Origin of the sequence: Pararhizobium sp. DWP1-1-3 (genome assembly GCF_049896125.1) — a bacterium.
Classification (GTDB): Bacteria; Pseudomonadota; Alphaproteobacteria; order Rhizobiales; family Rhizobiaceae; genus Pararhizobium.
In genome coordinates this window covers 131,941-147,394 of record NZ_JAFCTR010000007.1, presented here as the reverse complement: position 1 = coordinate 147,394, position 15,454 = coordinate 131,941, and the positions used below count along the sequence as shown (strand labels likewise).

The 15,454-nt window shown below is 59.7% G+C and carries 14 protein-coding genes; 12 read left to right on the top strand and 2 right to left on the bottom strand.

Annotated elements, in window-relative coordinates; genetic code table 11:
- The first annotated feature begins 46 nt into the window (after positions 1-46).
- Positions 47-574, top strand: coding sequence for a peptidoglycan-associated lipoprotein Pal (gene pal, locus ACP7BS_RS16285; RefSeq protein ID WP_426126890.1), 528 nt, complete (start codon positions 47-49; stop codon positions 572-574).
- Positions 575-652: 78 nt separating this feature from the next.
- Here the strand turns inward: pal and ACP7BS_RS16280 are convergent, their stop codons facing one another.
- Positions 653-787, bottom strand: coding sequence for a hypothetical protein (locus tag ACP7BS_RS16280; RefSeq protein ID WP_426238931.1), 135 nt, complete (start codon positions 785-787; stop codon positions 653-655).
- 198 nt (positions 788-985) lie between these two features.
- Between ACP7BS_RS16280 and ybgF the strand changes: the two genes are divergently transcribed.
- From ybgF to ACP7BS_RS16235, 9 genes are all read left to right on the top strand, one after another.
- A complete protein-coding gene (ybgF, locus tag ACP7BS_RS16275; protein WP_426238930.1) occupies positions 986-1,981 on the top strand; it encodes a tol-pal system protein YbgF in 996 nt (331 codons plus the stop codon).
- Positions 1,971-3,353: a tRNA lysidine(34) synthetase TilS gene (tilS, locus tag ACP7BS_RS16270; protein WP_426238929.1), complete on the top strand. Its 1,383-nt coding sequence runs from the start codon at positions 1,971-1,973 to the stop codon at positions 3,351-3,353. The genes ybgF and tilS overlap by 11 nt, the downstream gene beginning before the upstream one ends.
- Positions 3,354-3,454: 101 nt before the next feature.
- Entirely contained in the window at positions 3,455-5,395 is a 1,941-nt protein-coding gene (ftsH, locus tag ACP7BS_RS16265; RefSeq protein WP_426229640.1) for an ATP-dependent zinc metalloprotease FtsH, read from the top strand.
- A gap of 369 nt (positions 5,396-5,764) precedes the next feature.
- Entirely contained in the window at positions 5,765-7,117 is a 1,353-nt protein-coding gene (gene glmM / locus ACP7BS_RS16260) for a phosphoglucosamine mutase (protein ID WP_426238928.1), read from the top strand.
- Between the two features lie 231 nt (positions 7,118-7,348).
- Positions 7,349-8,170, top strand: coding sequence for an outer membrane beta-barrel protein (locus ACP7BS_RS16255; RefSeq protein WP_426238927.1), 822 nt, complete (start codon positions 7,349-7,351; stop codon positions 8,168-8,170).
- Positions 8,171-8,353: 183 nt separating this feature from the next.
- Positions 8,354-9,160, top strand: a complete 807-nt coding sequence (locus ACP7BS_RS16250; RefSeq protein WP_426238926.1) for an outer membrane protein — start codon at positions 8,354-8,356, stop codon at positions 9,158-9,160.
- Positions 9,161-9,312: 152 nt separating this feature from the next.
- Complete coding sequence (locus ACP7BS_RS16245) at positions 9,313-10,491, top strand: phosphoserine transaminase (protein WP_426238925.1); 1,179 nt, start codon at positions 9,313-9,315, stop codon at positions 10,489-10,491.
- A 75-nt stretch (positions 10,492-10,566) separates the two neighbouring features.
- The gene (gene serA / locus ACP7BS_RS16240) at positions 10,567-12,162 is read left to right on the top strand and encodes a phosphoglycerate dehydrogenase (RefSeq protein WP_426238924.1); all 1,596 of its coding nucleotides are present in this window, start codon (positions 10,567-10,569) and stop codon (positions 12,160-12,162) included.
- Positions 12,163-12,250: 88 nt separating this feature from the next.
- The gene (locus ACP7BS_RS16235) at positions 12,251-12,778 is read left to right on the top strand and encodes a GNAT family N-acetyltransferase (RefSeq protein ID WP_426238923.1); all 528 of its coding nucleotides are present in this window, start codon (positions 12,251-12,253) and stop codon (positions 12,776-12,778) included.
- Here the strand turns inward: ACP7BS_RS16235 and ACP7BS_RS16230 are convergent.
- Positions 12,775-13,689 carry a DMT family transporter gene (locus tag ACP7BS_RS16230; RefSeq protein WP_426229630.1) on the bottom strand — a complete coding sequence of 305 codons (915 nt, stop codon included), beginning with the start codon at positions 13,687-13,689 and terminating at the stop codon, positions 12,775-12,777. The genes ACP7BS_RS16235 and ACP7BS_RS16230 overlap by 4 nt on opposite strands.
- 20 nt (positions 13,690-13,709) lie before the next feature.
- On the opposite strand from ACP7BS_RS16230, the gene ACP7BS_RS16225 reads away from it, so the two are divergent.
- Both ACP7BS_RS16225 and ACP7BS_RS16220 read left to right on the top strand, forming a co-directional pair.
- The gene (locus ACP7BS_RS16225) at positions 13,710-13,979 is read left to right on the top strand and encodes a hypothetical protein (protein WP_426238922.1); all 270 of its coding nucleotides are present in this window, start codon (positions 13,710-13,712) and stop codon (positions 13,977-13,979) included.
- Positions 13,980-14,116: 137 nt separating this feature from the next.
- Positions 14,117-15,415: an adenylosuccinate synthase gene (locus ACP7BS_RS16220; RefSeq protein WP_113241962.1), complete on the top strand. Its 1,299-nt coding sequence runs from the start codon at positions 14,117-14,119 to the stop codon at positions 15,413-15,415.
- Positions 15,416-15,454: the final 39 nt, after the last annotated feature.

Below are 15,454 nucleotides of genomic sequence, written 5' to 3'. Positions count from 1 at the left end.
TACAGTCTGGCAACCCTGAATTCAGACCATCCAAGGAGACCGGCCCATGAGCCGCATTCACGCCCAGGCCGCAGGCCGCATGCAATCCATCGCCCGCAACCCGATCATGATCGCTCTCTTCGCCAGTCTGGCACTTGCCGCCTGCGCCAAGAAGCCGATGAACAGCGCCGGTGATCTCGGTCTCGGTGCCAATTCTGCGGCGACCCCGGGTTCGACCCAGGATTTCACCGTCAATGTCGGCGATCGCATCTTCTTCGACACGGATTCCACATCGATCCGTGCAGATGCCCAGGCAACGCTCGATCGTCAGGCTCAGTGGCTGGCCAAGTACCCGAACTACGCCATCACGGTTGAAGGTCATGCCGACGAACGCGGCACCCGCGAATACAACCTGGCACTGGGCGCACGCCGTGCCGCTTCGACCAAGGAATATCTCTCTTCGCGCGGTATCTCAGCTTCGAAGATCCGTACGATTTCCTATGGCAAGGAAAAGCCGGTCGCCGTCTGCGACGACATTTCCTGCTGGTCGCAGAACCGCCGCGCCGTCACGGTTCTCGGTGGCGCCGGCATGTAATTGCCGGTCTGTGTGACAGCCGGACTTTTCTTCAAAATGCCAAGGGCCGCGTGTTTTTCACGCGGCCCTTTTTTTACTTCACGCGGCGGCGGCATGCGCCGCGATCGCTCCGATGATCTGCGGCCAATCGTTCCGATGCAGTTCGTGGCCGCCGCCTTCGATCCACTCCAGTTTCGCGTCTCCGACGACGTTTGCCAGAGCCTGGTTTGACATGAGGATTCTCTCCGGTGCCGTGGTTTCAATCGCCGCATGGGCGAAAGGGTAGGCATTCCGGCCGTTCCTTTCTTTTTTGTCACACTTTGACCGAACTCCGTTGCTTTTTGAGGCCAATTGGAAAACTGTGCGGCAATCATCCGTCAACCGATTTGCAACGGTTTGGGTGAGAGTGGATACACAAACAGGACACATGACATGAAACATTTTGTCGTGGCGGGATTGATCGGCCTGACCGCCCTTGCGGGGTTTGGACAGACAGTAACCGCCATGCCGCTTTCCGCGCTGTTTAACCGCGCAATTCACGGCGAAGCCCAATCGCCGGGCAAAGCGCCGTTGCTCAAGGTCCAGTCGAGTGAGGTTGGACGCATTGGGCAGCTTGAGGAACAGATCCGCTCGCTCAACGGGCGTATCGAGGAGATGAGTTTCCAGCTTCTGCAGATGCAGGAGCAAATCCGCAAGTTCCAGGAGGACAACGAGTTTCGTTTCCAGGAACTGGAAGGCGGCAAGTCTGGTTCCACCAAGAAGAGCCAGCTTGAAACACCACGCACCAACGATCAGGCTTCCGGCACCGCGCCGGCAGCGACCGATCAGGCAACGGCAACCGATCCCAACGCAGGTTTGGGATCGGGTACCGTTGCCGGTGCCAGTACCGGCGCGCCGTCATCGACGCTCGGCCAGATCGTCTTTGACGAAAACGGCAATCCCGTCGCAGCAAACCAGGACACGTCGAGCCTTGAATCAACACTTCCCGGTGCTGATCAGGGCATCAACCAGACACCGGATAGCCAGCAACAGACAGCGGCGCTCGACAATCCCGGCGATCTCTATCAGTCGGCCTATGGCCATGTTCTGACCGGCGATTACAGCCAGGCCGAAAACGAGTTCCGCAGCTATCTCGACGCATTTCCGAAGGGCGAAAAAGCCGCAGATGCGAGCTTCTGGATGGGTGAGGCGCAATATTCGCAGGGCAAGTTCAACGATTCCGCCAAGACGTTCCTGAATGCCCATCAGGCCTATAGCAAGTCGCCGAAGGCGCCGGAAATGCTGTTGAAGCTCGGCATGTCGCTGGCAGCTCTCGACAACAAGGATACCGCCTGCGCCACGTTGCGCGAGGTCAACAAACGCTATCCGAAGGCTTCGCAGGCGGTAAAGACCAAAGTTGCCAGCGAACAGGGCCGCCTTGCCTGCTGAGGCGGACCGCGCCGCGCCGCACGCCGCGATCGATGCGGCAAAACGATTTCTTTCCACGTTCAAGACCCCCGGCCTGATTATGGCCGCCGTTTCCGGCGGGAGCGATTCAAAAGGCCTGGTTCTGGCGTTGCATGAAGCGATAACGCTCGGCGGCTTCTCAGCTTTTTCACTTGCCGCCTGTACCGTTGATCATGCGCTTCGGTCTGAATCTGCAGAGGAAGCACGTGATGTTGCGGCCTTCTGCGCCGAAAAAGGCATCCCGCATACCATCCGCCAATGGTCCGGCGACAAACCGGCGACCGGTATTCAGGCAGCTGCGCGCGCAGCGCGCTATGGGTTGCTCGCCGATGCGGCGCAGGGCATGGGCGCCTTGTGCATCGTCACGGCCCATACCGCCGATGACCAAAACGAAACGATTGTCATGCGGCAAAGCCGGTCGGACCCCAACGCGCCGGGTCTGGCCGGTATGGCTGCGGGGGTTCTGGTTGACCGTCGCGCCTGGGTGTGGCGTCCCTTTCTCCATGTGTGCCGGGCAGACATCCGTGCCTTTCTTGCGGCGCGCGGTGAGGGGTGGTTTGATGATCCAAGCAACAGCAACCGCCGCTTCGAACGCGTGCGTGTGCGGCAGGCACTGAACGAGAGCGGGCCGTCGTCCGCCGACATGCTTGCCGCTGGGAGAGCCCGCCTTGGTTCGAGCGAGCGTGCAGCGCTACTGGTTGCGCGGTACGTGCAAGGTTTCGAAGGTCTGGTGGCGCGGGTCGATCCTGCACTCTCAGCCAATATGGCTGACCCGGATGGTGCGCGGGCGCTGATGTCGATTGCCGCTGTTGTCGGTGGACGTCATCATCTTGCCGGCCGCGAGACGGCCGTACGGCTTGCCGCGTTTCTGAGAGATGCCGATGGCGGTCGGATGACGGCCGGACGGGTGGTGTTCGATCGCCGCAAGTCCGGGCTCTATCTCTACCGCGAGGCGAGGGGGCTGAGACAAATGGAGCTTCAACCCGGTGAACGCGCCCTCTGGGATGGCCGCTTTCTGGTCAGCAATACGGGTTTGGACAGCGTTGCAGTTCATGCCGGGGGTGAAACGGCCGGATTACGCGCGAGACTGATTGCCGCAGGCCTGCCCCAACCGGTGGCCAAGCGCGCCGTCAAATCCGCCATCCATTTTTCCGCGATGGCTGAGGTATCGTCTCCTTCCGATGCGGCGGCTCCCTTGCAGCCAACGCCTTGCGTGCAAACCCACATCAGCCTTTACGACACCTTTTTGCCGTGTTTCGACCTGATGATGGCCAACAGCATTGCCACGCTCTTTGGCCGTGACCGCTATCTTGCTCCTCCGGTTCACGATGTTTTGACGGAAAAGTCAGGTTAGTCTTGAGTTTGCCTTGGCAAGGCGGTCACGCAACCCTATGTTAGGGGCAAGAATGCAGCCACAAATCATTGCGGGTTGCGACAGAGGTTCCGGGGAGTTCGATGAACCCTAATTTCAGAAATTTTGCACTTTGGGCAATCATTGCCCTGCTTTTGATCGCGCTGTTCAGCATGTTCCAGCAGCCGACCGAGCGGACTGGATCGAAGGAAGTTCCCTTTTCCCAGTTCTTGAAGGATGTGGACGGAAGTCGCATCAAGGAAGTGGTGATCACCGGCAATAAGGTGATCGGCTCTTATGCCGAGAGCGGTGCGACCTTCCAGACCTATGCACCTGCGATCGATACCGCCCTGACCGAGCGCATGGAAGCCAAGAACGTAACCGTGACGGTTCGCCCCGAAACCGATGGTTCGTCCGGCTTCCTGAGCTACGTCGGCACCTTGTTGCCGATGCTGCTCATCCTCGGTGTCTGGCTGTTCTTCATGCGCCAGATGCAGGGCGGTTCGCGTGGTGCGATGGGTTTCGGCAAGTCCAAGGCCAAGCTTTTGACCGAAGCCCACGGCCGGGTGACCTTTGACGATGTCGCCGGCGTGGACGAGGCCAAGCAGGATCTTGAGGAAATCGTCGAATTCTTGCGCGATCCGCAGAAGTTCCAGCGCCTTGGCGGCCGAATTCCGCGCGGCGTTCTGCTCGTTGGCCCTCCAGGCACCGGTAAGACGCTTCTCGCCCGCTCCGTTGCCGGCGAAGCCAATGTGCCGTTCTTTACGATTTCCGGTTCGGACTTCGTGGAAATGTTCGTTGGTGTCGGCGCAAGCCGTGTCCGCGACATGTTCGAACAGGCCAAGAAGAATGCCCCCTGCATCATCTTCATCGACGAAATCGATGCCGTCGGCCGCCATCGTGGTGCCGGTCTCGGCGGCGGTAACGATGAGCGCGAACAGACGCTCAACCAGTTGCTGGTCGAGATGGATGGGTTTGAGGCCAATGAAGGCATCATCCTGATCGCCGCCACCAACCGTCCCGACGTTCTCGACCCGGCGCTTCTGCGTCCAGGCCGTTTCGACCGCCAGGTCGTCGTTCCGAACCCGGATATCAACGGCCGCGAGCGCATCCTCAAGGTGCACGTCCGTAACGTTCCGCTGGCCCCGAATGTCGATCTCAAGGTTCTGGCCCGCGGTACCCCTGGTTTCTCCGGTGCCGACCTGATGAACCTTGTCAACGAAAGCGCCCTGATGGCCGCACGCCGCAACAAGCGCGTCGTCACCATGCAGGAATTCGAAGACGCCAAGGACAAGATCATGATGGGCGCGGAACGCCGCTCGTCTGCCATGACCGAAGCCGAGAAGAAGCTGACCGCTTATCACGAAGCCGGGCACGCCATCATGGCGTTGAAGGTTCCGGTTGCCGATCCGCTGCACAAGGCGACGATCATTCCGCGCGGCCGTGCACTCGGCATGGTCATGCAGCTTCCCGAAGGCGACCGCTATTCGATGAGCTACAAGTGGATGGTCTCGCGTCTTGCCATCATGATGGGCGGCCGCGTTGCCGAGGAAATCACCTTCGGCAAGGAAAACATCACCTCCGGAGCGTCCTCCGATATCGAACAGGCAACCAAGCTTGCCCGGGCAATGGTGACGCAGTGGGGCTTTTCCGACGTGCTTGGACAGGTTTCCTATGGCGAAAACCAGCAGGAGGTTTTCCTCGGGCATTCGGTTTCGCAGACGAAAAACGTGTCTGAAGCGACGGCTCAGAAGATCGACAACGAAGTCCGCCGCCTGATCGACGAGGCTTATCTGGAAGCCAGGCGGATCATTACCGAGATGCACAGCGAGTTTGTTGCGATTGCCGAAGGCTTGCTCGAATACGAGACGCTGACCGGCGATGAGATCAAGGCTTTGATCCGCGGCGAGAAGCCTGCCCGTGACCTTGGCGACGATTCGACCCCGCATCGCGGTTCAGCCGTTCCATCGGCCGGAACCAAGAAAGACGGGTCCGTCGGCAAGGGTGACGAAGCCGAAGGCGGGTTTGAGCCGCAGCCTCAGTAATCTACCGAAGTAGACAATCGAAACAGAGCCGCCGCGCCTTGATGCGCGGCGGTTTTCGTTTGTGTCTCCTGGTTTTCCGGCCTCCGGCTTGGTAACGCGCTGTAATGAATTCTGATGATAGGGTGGGATGCTGTTGCAGAAGATTTATGCCATGACGTAACGAGGTCGCCCAAAAGGATGCGTCGGATTTTGGCGCAACTGCAGGCATAACTGAAAACCTCGCAGTTGCGGGAGGGCAGCCGTCGATGACGCTCCCCGGCGACGGTTTCTTGAAATGACCCATTGGGCTTAAGATGGAATTCAGGGTGATGTCGCCGGCAGTGCTCTCTTGGTGAGCCGCCGGAACCCCTGATAAAAATTGGAGTTTTTATGAAGCGCAAATATTTCGGCACGGATGGTATCCGCGGACAGTCCAATGTTTTTCCGATGACACCGGATCTGGCGATGCGGGTCGGCATTGCCGTTGGCACCATCTTCCGCAATGGCGCGCATCGTCACCGTGTGGTGATTGGCAAGGACACACGGCTGTCCGGCTATATGCTGGAGAATGCGCTGGTCGCCGGTTTTACAGCTGCAGGCCTCGACGTGTTTCTGCTTGGACCTATTCCGACGCCCGGTGTCGCCATGCTGACGCGCTCGCTTCGCGCCGATGTCGGCGTGATGATTTCGGCCTCGCACAATCCGTTTGAAGACAATGGCATCAAGCTGTTCGGGCCGGACGGCTACAAGCTGTCCGATGAGATCGAAGCACAGATCGAGGATCTTCTTGAGAAGGACATGACCGCCCAACTCGCGAAATCCCAGGAAATCGGCCGGGCCAAGCGTGTCGAAGGCGACATCTACCGCTATATCGAACATGCCAAGCGCACCTTGCCGCGCGATGTCACGTTGCAGGGGCTGAGGGTCGCCATCGACTGCGCCAACGGTGCCGCCTACAAGGTCGCCCCCTTGGCACTTTGGGAGCTTGGTGCAGACGTGGTGACCATCGGAAACGAGCCGAACGGTGTCAACATCAACCTCGAATGTGGCTCGACGCATCCGGCAGCGCTGTCGCGGAAAGTGCATGAAGTGCGGGCCGATATTGGCATTGCGCTCGATGGCGATGCAGACCGCGTCCTGATCGTCGATGAGAACGGCACGGTTATCGATGGCGACCAATTGATGGCGGTTATCGCCAACAGTTGGGCCGATGACGGTGTGCTCAAGGGCAATGGCATCGTCGCGACGGTGATGTCCAATCTCGGCCTGGAACGCTACCTCAACGGCCGCGGCCTCGATCTGCACCGCACCAAGGTTGGTGACCGTTACGTGGTCGAGCACATGCGCCAGCACGGCTTCAACGTCGGCGGCGAGCAATCCGGCCATCTGGTTCTGTCCGACTTCGGCACCACCGGTGACGGTCTTGTCGCAGCTCTTCAAATCCTCGCCTGCGTCAAGCGCCAGGGCAAAACCGTCAGCGAAGTCTGCCATCGCTTCGACCCCGTGCCGCAGGTGTTGAAGAATGTCCGGGTGTCTGCCGGCATGCCGCTCGAAAACGCCGTCGTGCGTCAAGCCATTGCCGACGCGGAATCCGAGCTTGCCAAGAATGGCCGCCTGCTGATCCGTCCGTCGGGTACCGAACCGTTGATCCGCGTTATGGCGGAAGGCGACGACCGGGCCCAGGTGGAGCGCATCGTCGATGATCTGATCAGCGTGATCGGTGGCGTGCGAAACGTCGCCTGATCTGCCCCGTGAGACGAGACTTGAAGAGGCCGGGTTTTCCCCGGTCTTTTTTATGCGTTGTTTAACGGGCAGGGAGCGTTGCTTAATAATTCAGCCGATGTATTAACAGTTACAGTAAATTTTTGTAGTTAATTAGACCTTAACCTTTCCTATCCATGATCCACATCAACACGATTTGTTGGAGGCCGGTCTGCCGGCTGACCAAGCAGCAAGATGTATTGGAGTGTGGCAATGAAGACTATTTTGATTGGCGTTGTTGCAGCTTTGCTCGGCAGCACCGCGACCTTTGCTGCGGATCTCTACGAGCCGCCTATGGAGCAGCCCGTCGCAGAGCCGGTTCAGCTGGTCGAAGCAAGTGGGTGGTATTTGCGCGGTGACGTTGGTTACGCCTTCACCAATCTTCGTGGTGCCAATTTCTATCAAGGCCCGGGCCGCTACGTTCGCGATTTCGATGAGGCCGACCTCGATGACAGCTGGACGGCCGGCGTCGGTGTCGGTTACCAGATCAACAATTACCTGCGCACGGACCTGACGCTCGATTATCTCGGCAATGCCGATTTCGAGGGTTCGACGACTGGCGGCTGCGGCGTCGCCGTCGCCTGCACATCGCGGGATATTTCGGCAATCGCTGCCTGGAGCCTGATGGCCAACGCCTATGTTGATATCGGTACCTACGGTTCGTTCACTCCCTATATCGGCGCCGGTATTGGCGGAACACAGGTCCGTTGGGACAAGCTGCGCAACACGAGCTGCGAAACGGCCAATCCAAGCAATTGCGATCCGACCTTCGAACATGAAGGCGGCCGCAAGTGGCGCTTCACATACGGCCTGATGGCGGGTACGGCGATCGACCTGACCTGTAATCTGAAGGCTGACGTCGGCTACCGCTTCCGTCACGTGCTTGGCGGCAACATGTTCGGCTACAACGAGAACAGCGGTCCAGGTTCAGACAAGGGTATGTATCTCCATGAAGCCCGCGCCGGTCTGCGTTACTCCTTCGGTGGATGTGCCGAAGCTTACGTCCCGCCGGCTGAGCCAATCGTTTACAAGTAAGCGCGTCGCGCTCCCGATCTGCAAAAGGCCGTCCGGTTTCCGGGCGGCCTTTTCGGTTTTGCGGACCCGTTTGGTTAAGGAGCATGCTTAACCTGAGGTTAACCGGCGGATGCGATGATGGGAGCATATTAACGCGGGCGACGGGAGTTCCGGTCGCCGATACCATTTTTCAAGGACAGCAAAATGAAGTTGCGGCTTTCTCTCCTCAATGCATCTGCACTGATCCTGCTGTTTGCCGGTGGGCAGGCGATGGCTGCAGATCTTCTCGAAGCGCCGGAAGTCAGCATCTCACCCATGGAGACTGTGGGTCAGGGGTTCTATCTGCGGGGCGATCTCGGTTACGCCGGATGGACGCGAGGCGGCGACCCATCGCTGCGCCTATTCGATGCCGGCACGGGTGCGACCAACTCCGCGTCCTTTGACAATGACTTCGACCAACCTTTTTCCGGGACCCTTGGCGCCGGCTATCAGTTCAATGATATGTTCCGGGCGGATTTGACCGGCGATTATTTCGAAGGCGACGTCCGGGGAAGCGGCCAGGCTAACATTCCTTGCGACGGTGAAGCTGCCGGGACATCTTGCGCCGGCGGCCTCAACGCCGACTATAAGGCGATTGGCCTGATGGCGAACGGCTATGTCGATCTCGCGACCGTGGCCGGCTTGACCCCTTACGTCGGCGCCGGTCTCGGCGTGACGCAGCTTCGCTGGAACGATATCGCGTTGCGCACCAGCTGCGTGCCGGGCGCAGCCGGTTGCTCCGGTGCTGGGCCGGTCAATCAAACTTTTGACGGCGAAAGCAGCTGGCGCCTGACCTACGCGTTGATGGCAGGCGTTTCCTACAATATGACCGAGCAGCTGAAACTGGACGTCGGCTACCGCTATTCGCAGATCACCGACGGCGACATGTTCAACGGCAGCGATATCGACGGCCTGGACGACGGCCTCGGCCGCCACGAAATCCGCGCTGGCCTGCGCCTGTCTTTGTGGTAGGCGAGACGGCATCGACCCTAGCAATGCTCTCAACGCCAAAAATCTTTCCGGAAACGACACATCATTCTTGACTTCCTGGCCTGTCCGCAATATCCACGGCGGCAGGCCACCTCTCCCTAACGAGAGGCTTTCTATCTGGAAGGATAGCATTGATGACGACCCCTGCGACACCGGAATTGCGTCCGGCAAACACCCATTTTTCTTCTGGTCCCTGTTCCAAGCGCCCCGGTTGGTCGCTTGATGCTCTCTCTGATGCGGCCCTCGGGCGCTCGCACCGTGCCAAGGTTGGCAAGAGCAAGCTGAAGCAGGCGATCGATCTCACCCGCGAAATTTTGCAGGTTCCGGCGGACTACCGCATCGGTATCGTGCCTGCCTCCGACACCGGCGCCGTCGAAATGGCGCTCTGGTCGTTGCTTGGGCCCCGTGGCGTCGATATGGTCGCCTGGGAGAGCTTCGGCTCCGGCTGGGTCTCCGACGTCGTCAAGGAGCTGAAACTCCCCGACACCCGCAAGTTCGTTGCCGATTACGGCAAGCTCGTCGATTTCGACCAGGTCGATTTCGACCGTGACGTCGTCTTCACCTGGAACGGCACCACCTCTGGGGTCCGTGTTCCCAATGCCGATTTCATTCCGGCCGACCGCAAGGGCCTGACGATCTGCGATGCCACATCGGCCGCGTTTGCGCAGGACCTCGATTTCGCTAAGCTCGATGTGGTCACCTTCTCCTGGCAGAAGGTTCTGGGCGGGGAGGGCGCGCATGGCATCCTCATCCTCAGCCCGCGCGCTGTCGAGCGGCTGGAAAGCTATGAACCTTCCTGGCCGCTGCCGAAGATCTTCCGCATGACCAAGGGCGGCAAGATCATCGAAGGCATCTTCCAGGGCGAAACGATCAACACCCCGTCGATGCTGTGCGTCGAGGACTATATCGATGCGCTGAACTGGGCAAAGTCGCTCGGCGGCCTCAAGGCACTGATGGCGCGGGCCGATGCCAATGCGCAGGCTATCGATGACTTCGTTGCGAAGACCGACTGGATTGCCAATCTGGCGGTCGATCCGGCCACGCAGTCCAACACCTCGGTTTGCCTGAAGATCGTCGACAAGGACGTTGCAGCGCTCGATGCTGCCGGTCAGGACGCCTTTGCCAAGGGCATGGTCGCGCTGCTGGAAAAGCAGGGCGTCGCCAATGACATCGGCGCCTACCGCGATGCGCCGTCCGGGTTCCGTATCTGGGCCGGTGCGACGATCGAGACTTCGGATATCAAGGCGCTGATGCCCTGGTTCGACTGGGCATTTGCGACCCAGAAGGCAACGCTGTCTCAGGCAGCGGCCTAACCGGTTAGACCGCGCCAACAGGGCGCGGTCCTCCTCACCAATCAGAATTTTTGACGAAACCAATGGAGGCCTCTCATGGCACCGCGCGTACTCGTATCCGATGAACTGTCGGAAACTGCCGTCCAGATTTTTCGTGATCGCGGCGTAGACGTCGATTTCCAGCCGCAACTTGGCAAGGACAAGGCAAAGCTTGCCGCAATCATCGGTAATTATGATGGTCTTGCGATCCGGTCTGCCACCAAGGCGACGGAAAAGCTGATTGCTGCTGCGACCAACCTCAAGGTCATCGGCCGCGCCGGCATCGGCGTCGACAATGTGGATATCCCGGCCGCCTCGCGCCGCGGCATCATCGTCATGAACACGCCGTTCGGCAACTCGATCACGACGGCCGAACATGCCATCGCGCTGATGTTTGCCGTTGCCCGTCAGCTGCCGCAGGCCGACACGTCGACCCAGGCCGGCAAGTGGGAAAAGTCCAAGTTCATGGGCGTCGAAATCACCGGCAAGACGCTTGGCGTTATCGGTGCCGGCAATATCGGCGGCATCGTCTGCTCGCGCGCCATCGGCCTGAAGATGCATGTGCTCGCCTACGACCCCTTCCTGTCGAAGGAACGGGCCGAGGAAATGGGTGTCACCAAGGTCGAGCTGGACGAACTGCTCGCCCAGGCCGATTTCATCACCCTGCACGTGCCGATGACCGACAAGACGCGCGGCATCCTCAATCGCGAGGCACTGGCCAAGACCAAGCCCGGCGTGCGCATCATCAACTGCGCCCGTGGTGGCCTGGTTGACGAGCAGGCGCTCGCCGATGCCATCAAGTCCGGCCATGTCGCCGGCGCCGGTTTCGACGTGTTCGAAGTCGAGCCTGCAACGGAAAGCCCGCTGTTCGGCCTGCCGAACGTCGTCTGCACACCGCATCTCGGCGCCTCGACCACGGAAGCGCAGGAGAATGTCGCACTGCAGGTAGCCGAGCAGATGTCGGATTATCTGGTCAAGGGTGCGGTCTCCAACGCCATCAACATGCCGTCGATCACGGCTGAGGAAGCCCCGCTTCTCAAGCCTTTCATCCGGCTTGCAGATGTGCTCGGCGCCTTTGTCGGTCAGGTGACGGAAAGCGCGATCAAGGAAATCGAGATCCTTTACGATGGATCGACCGCTGGAATGAACACCAAGGCGCTGACGAGTGCTGCCCTTGCCGGTCTCATCCGCAGCCAGGTTTCCGACGTTAACATGGTTTCTGCACCGGTGATGATCAAGGAAAAAGGCATCATCCTGTCCGAGGTCAAGCGTGACAAGACGGGTGTGTTTGATGGCTACATCAAGCTGACGGTGACGACCGAGAACCAGACGCGCTCGGTTGCTGGTACCGTCTTTTCCGATGGCAAGCCGCGGTTCATCCAGATCAAGGACATCAATCTGGACGCCGATGTCGGCAATCACATGGTCTACATCACCAATACCGACGTTCCCGGCATGATCGGCTTCATTGGCATGACGCTGGGCGATGCCGGCGTCAACATCGCCAACTTCCAGCTCGGCCGCCACAATGCCGGAGCCGATGCGATTGCACTGCTCTACGTCGACGGCGCCGTGTCGGAAGACGTGCTCGACAAGCTGCGCGCCAACCCGGCGATCCGGGCTGCAAAACCGCTGGTCTTCAACGTCGATTGATCAGCTGAAAGGTTGATGGCTTCGAAGAATTGAGAGGCAAACGCGCCGGATGCTCTCCGGCGCGTTTGCCGTTGATGAAAGTAATGGAATGAACGCGACAGACCGCCTAGCCGATTGGCGCCCTGCCATTTTGACGGATATTGACGCCATCTACGGTATCCAGTGCATCGTACATGCCGAATACCCCGAGGCGCGGGAGGTTCTGCTTGAGAGGCTGGAACTGTGCCCGGCGGGATGTTTCGTGCTGGAAAAAGGCGGCGTGGTTTCGGGATATGTGCTCAGCCACCCCTGGCGCCGTCTCTCGCCGCCGCCGATCGATACCAGGCTTGGGGCAATTCCGGCAGGCGCGGATAGCTGGTATCTGCACGATCTGGCCTTGTTGCCGGGCACGCGTGGTTCCGGCGCGGGTGCGAAAGTGGCGACGCTGATTGCGGAACGCGCCCGCAGGGATGGATACCAAACCCTGGCACTGGTCTCGGTCAACGGATCGCAAGGTTTCTGGGAACGGCAGGGTTTTTCCGTGCACCAGGATGAAATGCTTGCCGCCAAGCTTTCCGGCTATGGCAACGAGGCCGTCTACATGGAGCGCGATCTGGCTGGTGCGGATCGGCGCTAGGATGTTTTCCCGGTGTCTGTCGCCAGGCGCGGGCGCCCTTTTTCCGCCACCGCAATACCACCCAGCACCAGCACGATTGCGACGATATGGAATGTCTGCAGCGCCTCGCCGATTAGGGCGATCGACAGCAACGTGCCGAAGATCGGGATTGTGTTGATGAACAGGCCGGCCCGGTTCGGGCCGATCAGCTCAACCCCGCGCACGTAAAGAATCTGCGACACGAGAGAGGGCAGGAGGCCGGCATAGGCGACGATGATCCAGCCTTGCGTATCCGGCCAGATCAACCGGCCGGTGGAGAATTCCCAGACGACCAGCGGAAGGCTGCTGAGCAGCGCCCCGAAGGCAGAGATCGCGATCAGGCTTTTCCAGTGGATTGCCGGTTTCCAGCGCAGCGCCACCGTATAGCCGGCATAGACCAGCACCGCTGCCATCATCAGCGCGTCACCCTGGTTGAGATCGAGGGAGAGGAGTGTCGTCAGATCGCCATGCGACGCGGTCAGCGCCACGCCGAACAGCGTCAGTGTAAAACCGGCGATCTGCGCCATGGAAAAGGCGGTGCGGAACAGCACATAGTTCATGACGAAGATCACCATCGGAATGCCAGCCTGTTCGATGACGGCATTGATGGCGCTGGTGAACTGCAGAGCCGAATAGAGAAAAGCATTGAAGGCGGTGAAGCCGACGGTGCCGTAGCCAAGCAGGAGCAGCCAGTTCTTGCGGATAACCGGAAAATCGCGGCGCACTTGCGGAGCGGCAAAAATCAAGAGCACGCTGCAGGCAATCACCCAGCGCATTTCCGTCAGCATCATCGGACTGACATGGCCGATCGCCATCTTTCCGGCCACCGTGTTCCCGCCCCAGATCAGGGTGGTGATGCAGAGAATGATGTAAGCTTGCAGATTGACGGGCACGGTATTCCCTAAGGCAAAACATGACGGGTATAGATGATGGTAAAAGACAGGTGCTGCCGTACCAGCCTTTGCCGACGCAGCTTTATCCGCGCATTGAATCAACCCGGACCGCAGAAGGCAAGCCCGCATTTTTGGCCGTGGCAGTGTTGCAGCAGGATAGAGCGGGGCTCACGCCACTCTTGAGGACGATGCCGCTGCAAAACTGGCATGAATATTTCGCGATCCAGCCGTTTTGTCAGTATCCCCGGTTAATTCAGTCCTGCCAAACAGCGCGTCAAGGCAAAATCTGAGGGTCAAATGCGGTCTTTACCATGCAAAAACCGCGAATCCCGGCTTAAGCAGGGTCGCTTTCCAAAAAACAAAACAGTATAGATGCGCGGGTTTGAAGACAGCGCAATCACAGGCGCGTGGAAACAGGAAAACTGAAATGACGAATGTCGTGGTGGTCGGATCGCAATGGGGTGACGAAGGCAAGGGCAAGATTGTCGACTGGCTTTCCGAGCGTGCCGACGTGGTCGTGCGCTTTCAGGGCGGGCACAATGCCGGCCATACGCTTGTCATCGATGGCACCAGCTACAAGCTTTCCCTTCTTCCGTCCGGCGTCGTGCGCCCAGGCAAGCTCGCCGTTATCGGCAATGGCGTGGTCATCGACCCGCATGCACTGATCTCGGAAATCGAGAAGCTCGACAAGCAGGGCGTCACCATTACGCCGGAAAACCTGCGCATCGCGGACAACGCCACGCTGATCCTGTCGCTGCATCGCGAACTGGACGGTATCCGCGAGGATGCAGCCTCCAACAGCGGCACCAAGATCGGCACGACACGCCGCGGCATCGGCCCGGCCTATGAAGACAAGGTCGGCCGCCGCGCCATCCGCGTCATGGATCTTGCCGATCTCGATACGCTGCCCGCCAAGATCGATCGTCTGCTCACCCATCACAATGCGCTGCGCCGTGGTCTTGGCGAAGCCGAAGTGAGCCATGAGGCGATCATGACCGAGCTTTCCTCGATCGCTGCCCGCGTTTTGCCGTTCATGGAAACCGTCTGGCTGCTGCTCGATCGTCATCGCCGCAAGGGTTCCCGCATCCTGTTCGAAGGCGCGCAAGGCACGTTGCTCGATATCGATCATGGCACCTACCCCTTCGTGACGTCGTCCAACACGGTTGCCGGACAGGCGGCGGCCGGTTCCGGCATGGGGCCAGGGGCGCTCGGCTATATCCTCGGCATCACCAAGGCCTACACGACCCGCGTCGGCGAAGGCCCGTTCCCGACCGAGCTACATGACGAAATCGGTCAGTTCCTCGGCGAAAAAGGCCATGAGTTCGGCACGGTAACGGGGCGCAAGCGCCGTTGCGGCTGGTTCGATGCGGCTCTGGTGCGTCAGTCGGTTGCCACCAACGGCATCACCGGCATCGCGCTGACCAAGCTCGATGTGCTTGATGGCCTCGACGAATTGAAGATCTGCGTCGGCTATACGCTCGATGGTGTCGATATCGATCATTTGCCGGCAAGCCAGGCGCAGCAGGCCCAGGCAAAGCCGCGCTACATCACGCTTGAGGGCTGGAAAGAATCGACTGTCGGTGCCCGCAGCTGGGCGCAGCTTCCGGCCCAGGCGATCAAATATGTGCGTCAGGTCGAAGAGCTGATCGGTGCGCCGGTGGCGCTGCTTTCCACCAGCCCGGAGCGCGACGACACCATACTTGTGACGGACCCGTTTGAGGACTAGTCTGACGTTGACGACTAGGGAAGAATTTGGCGTAAACGC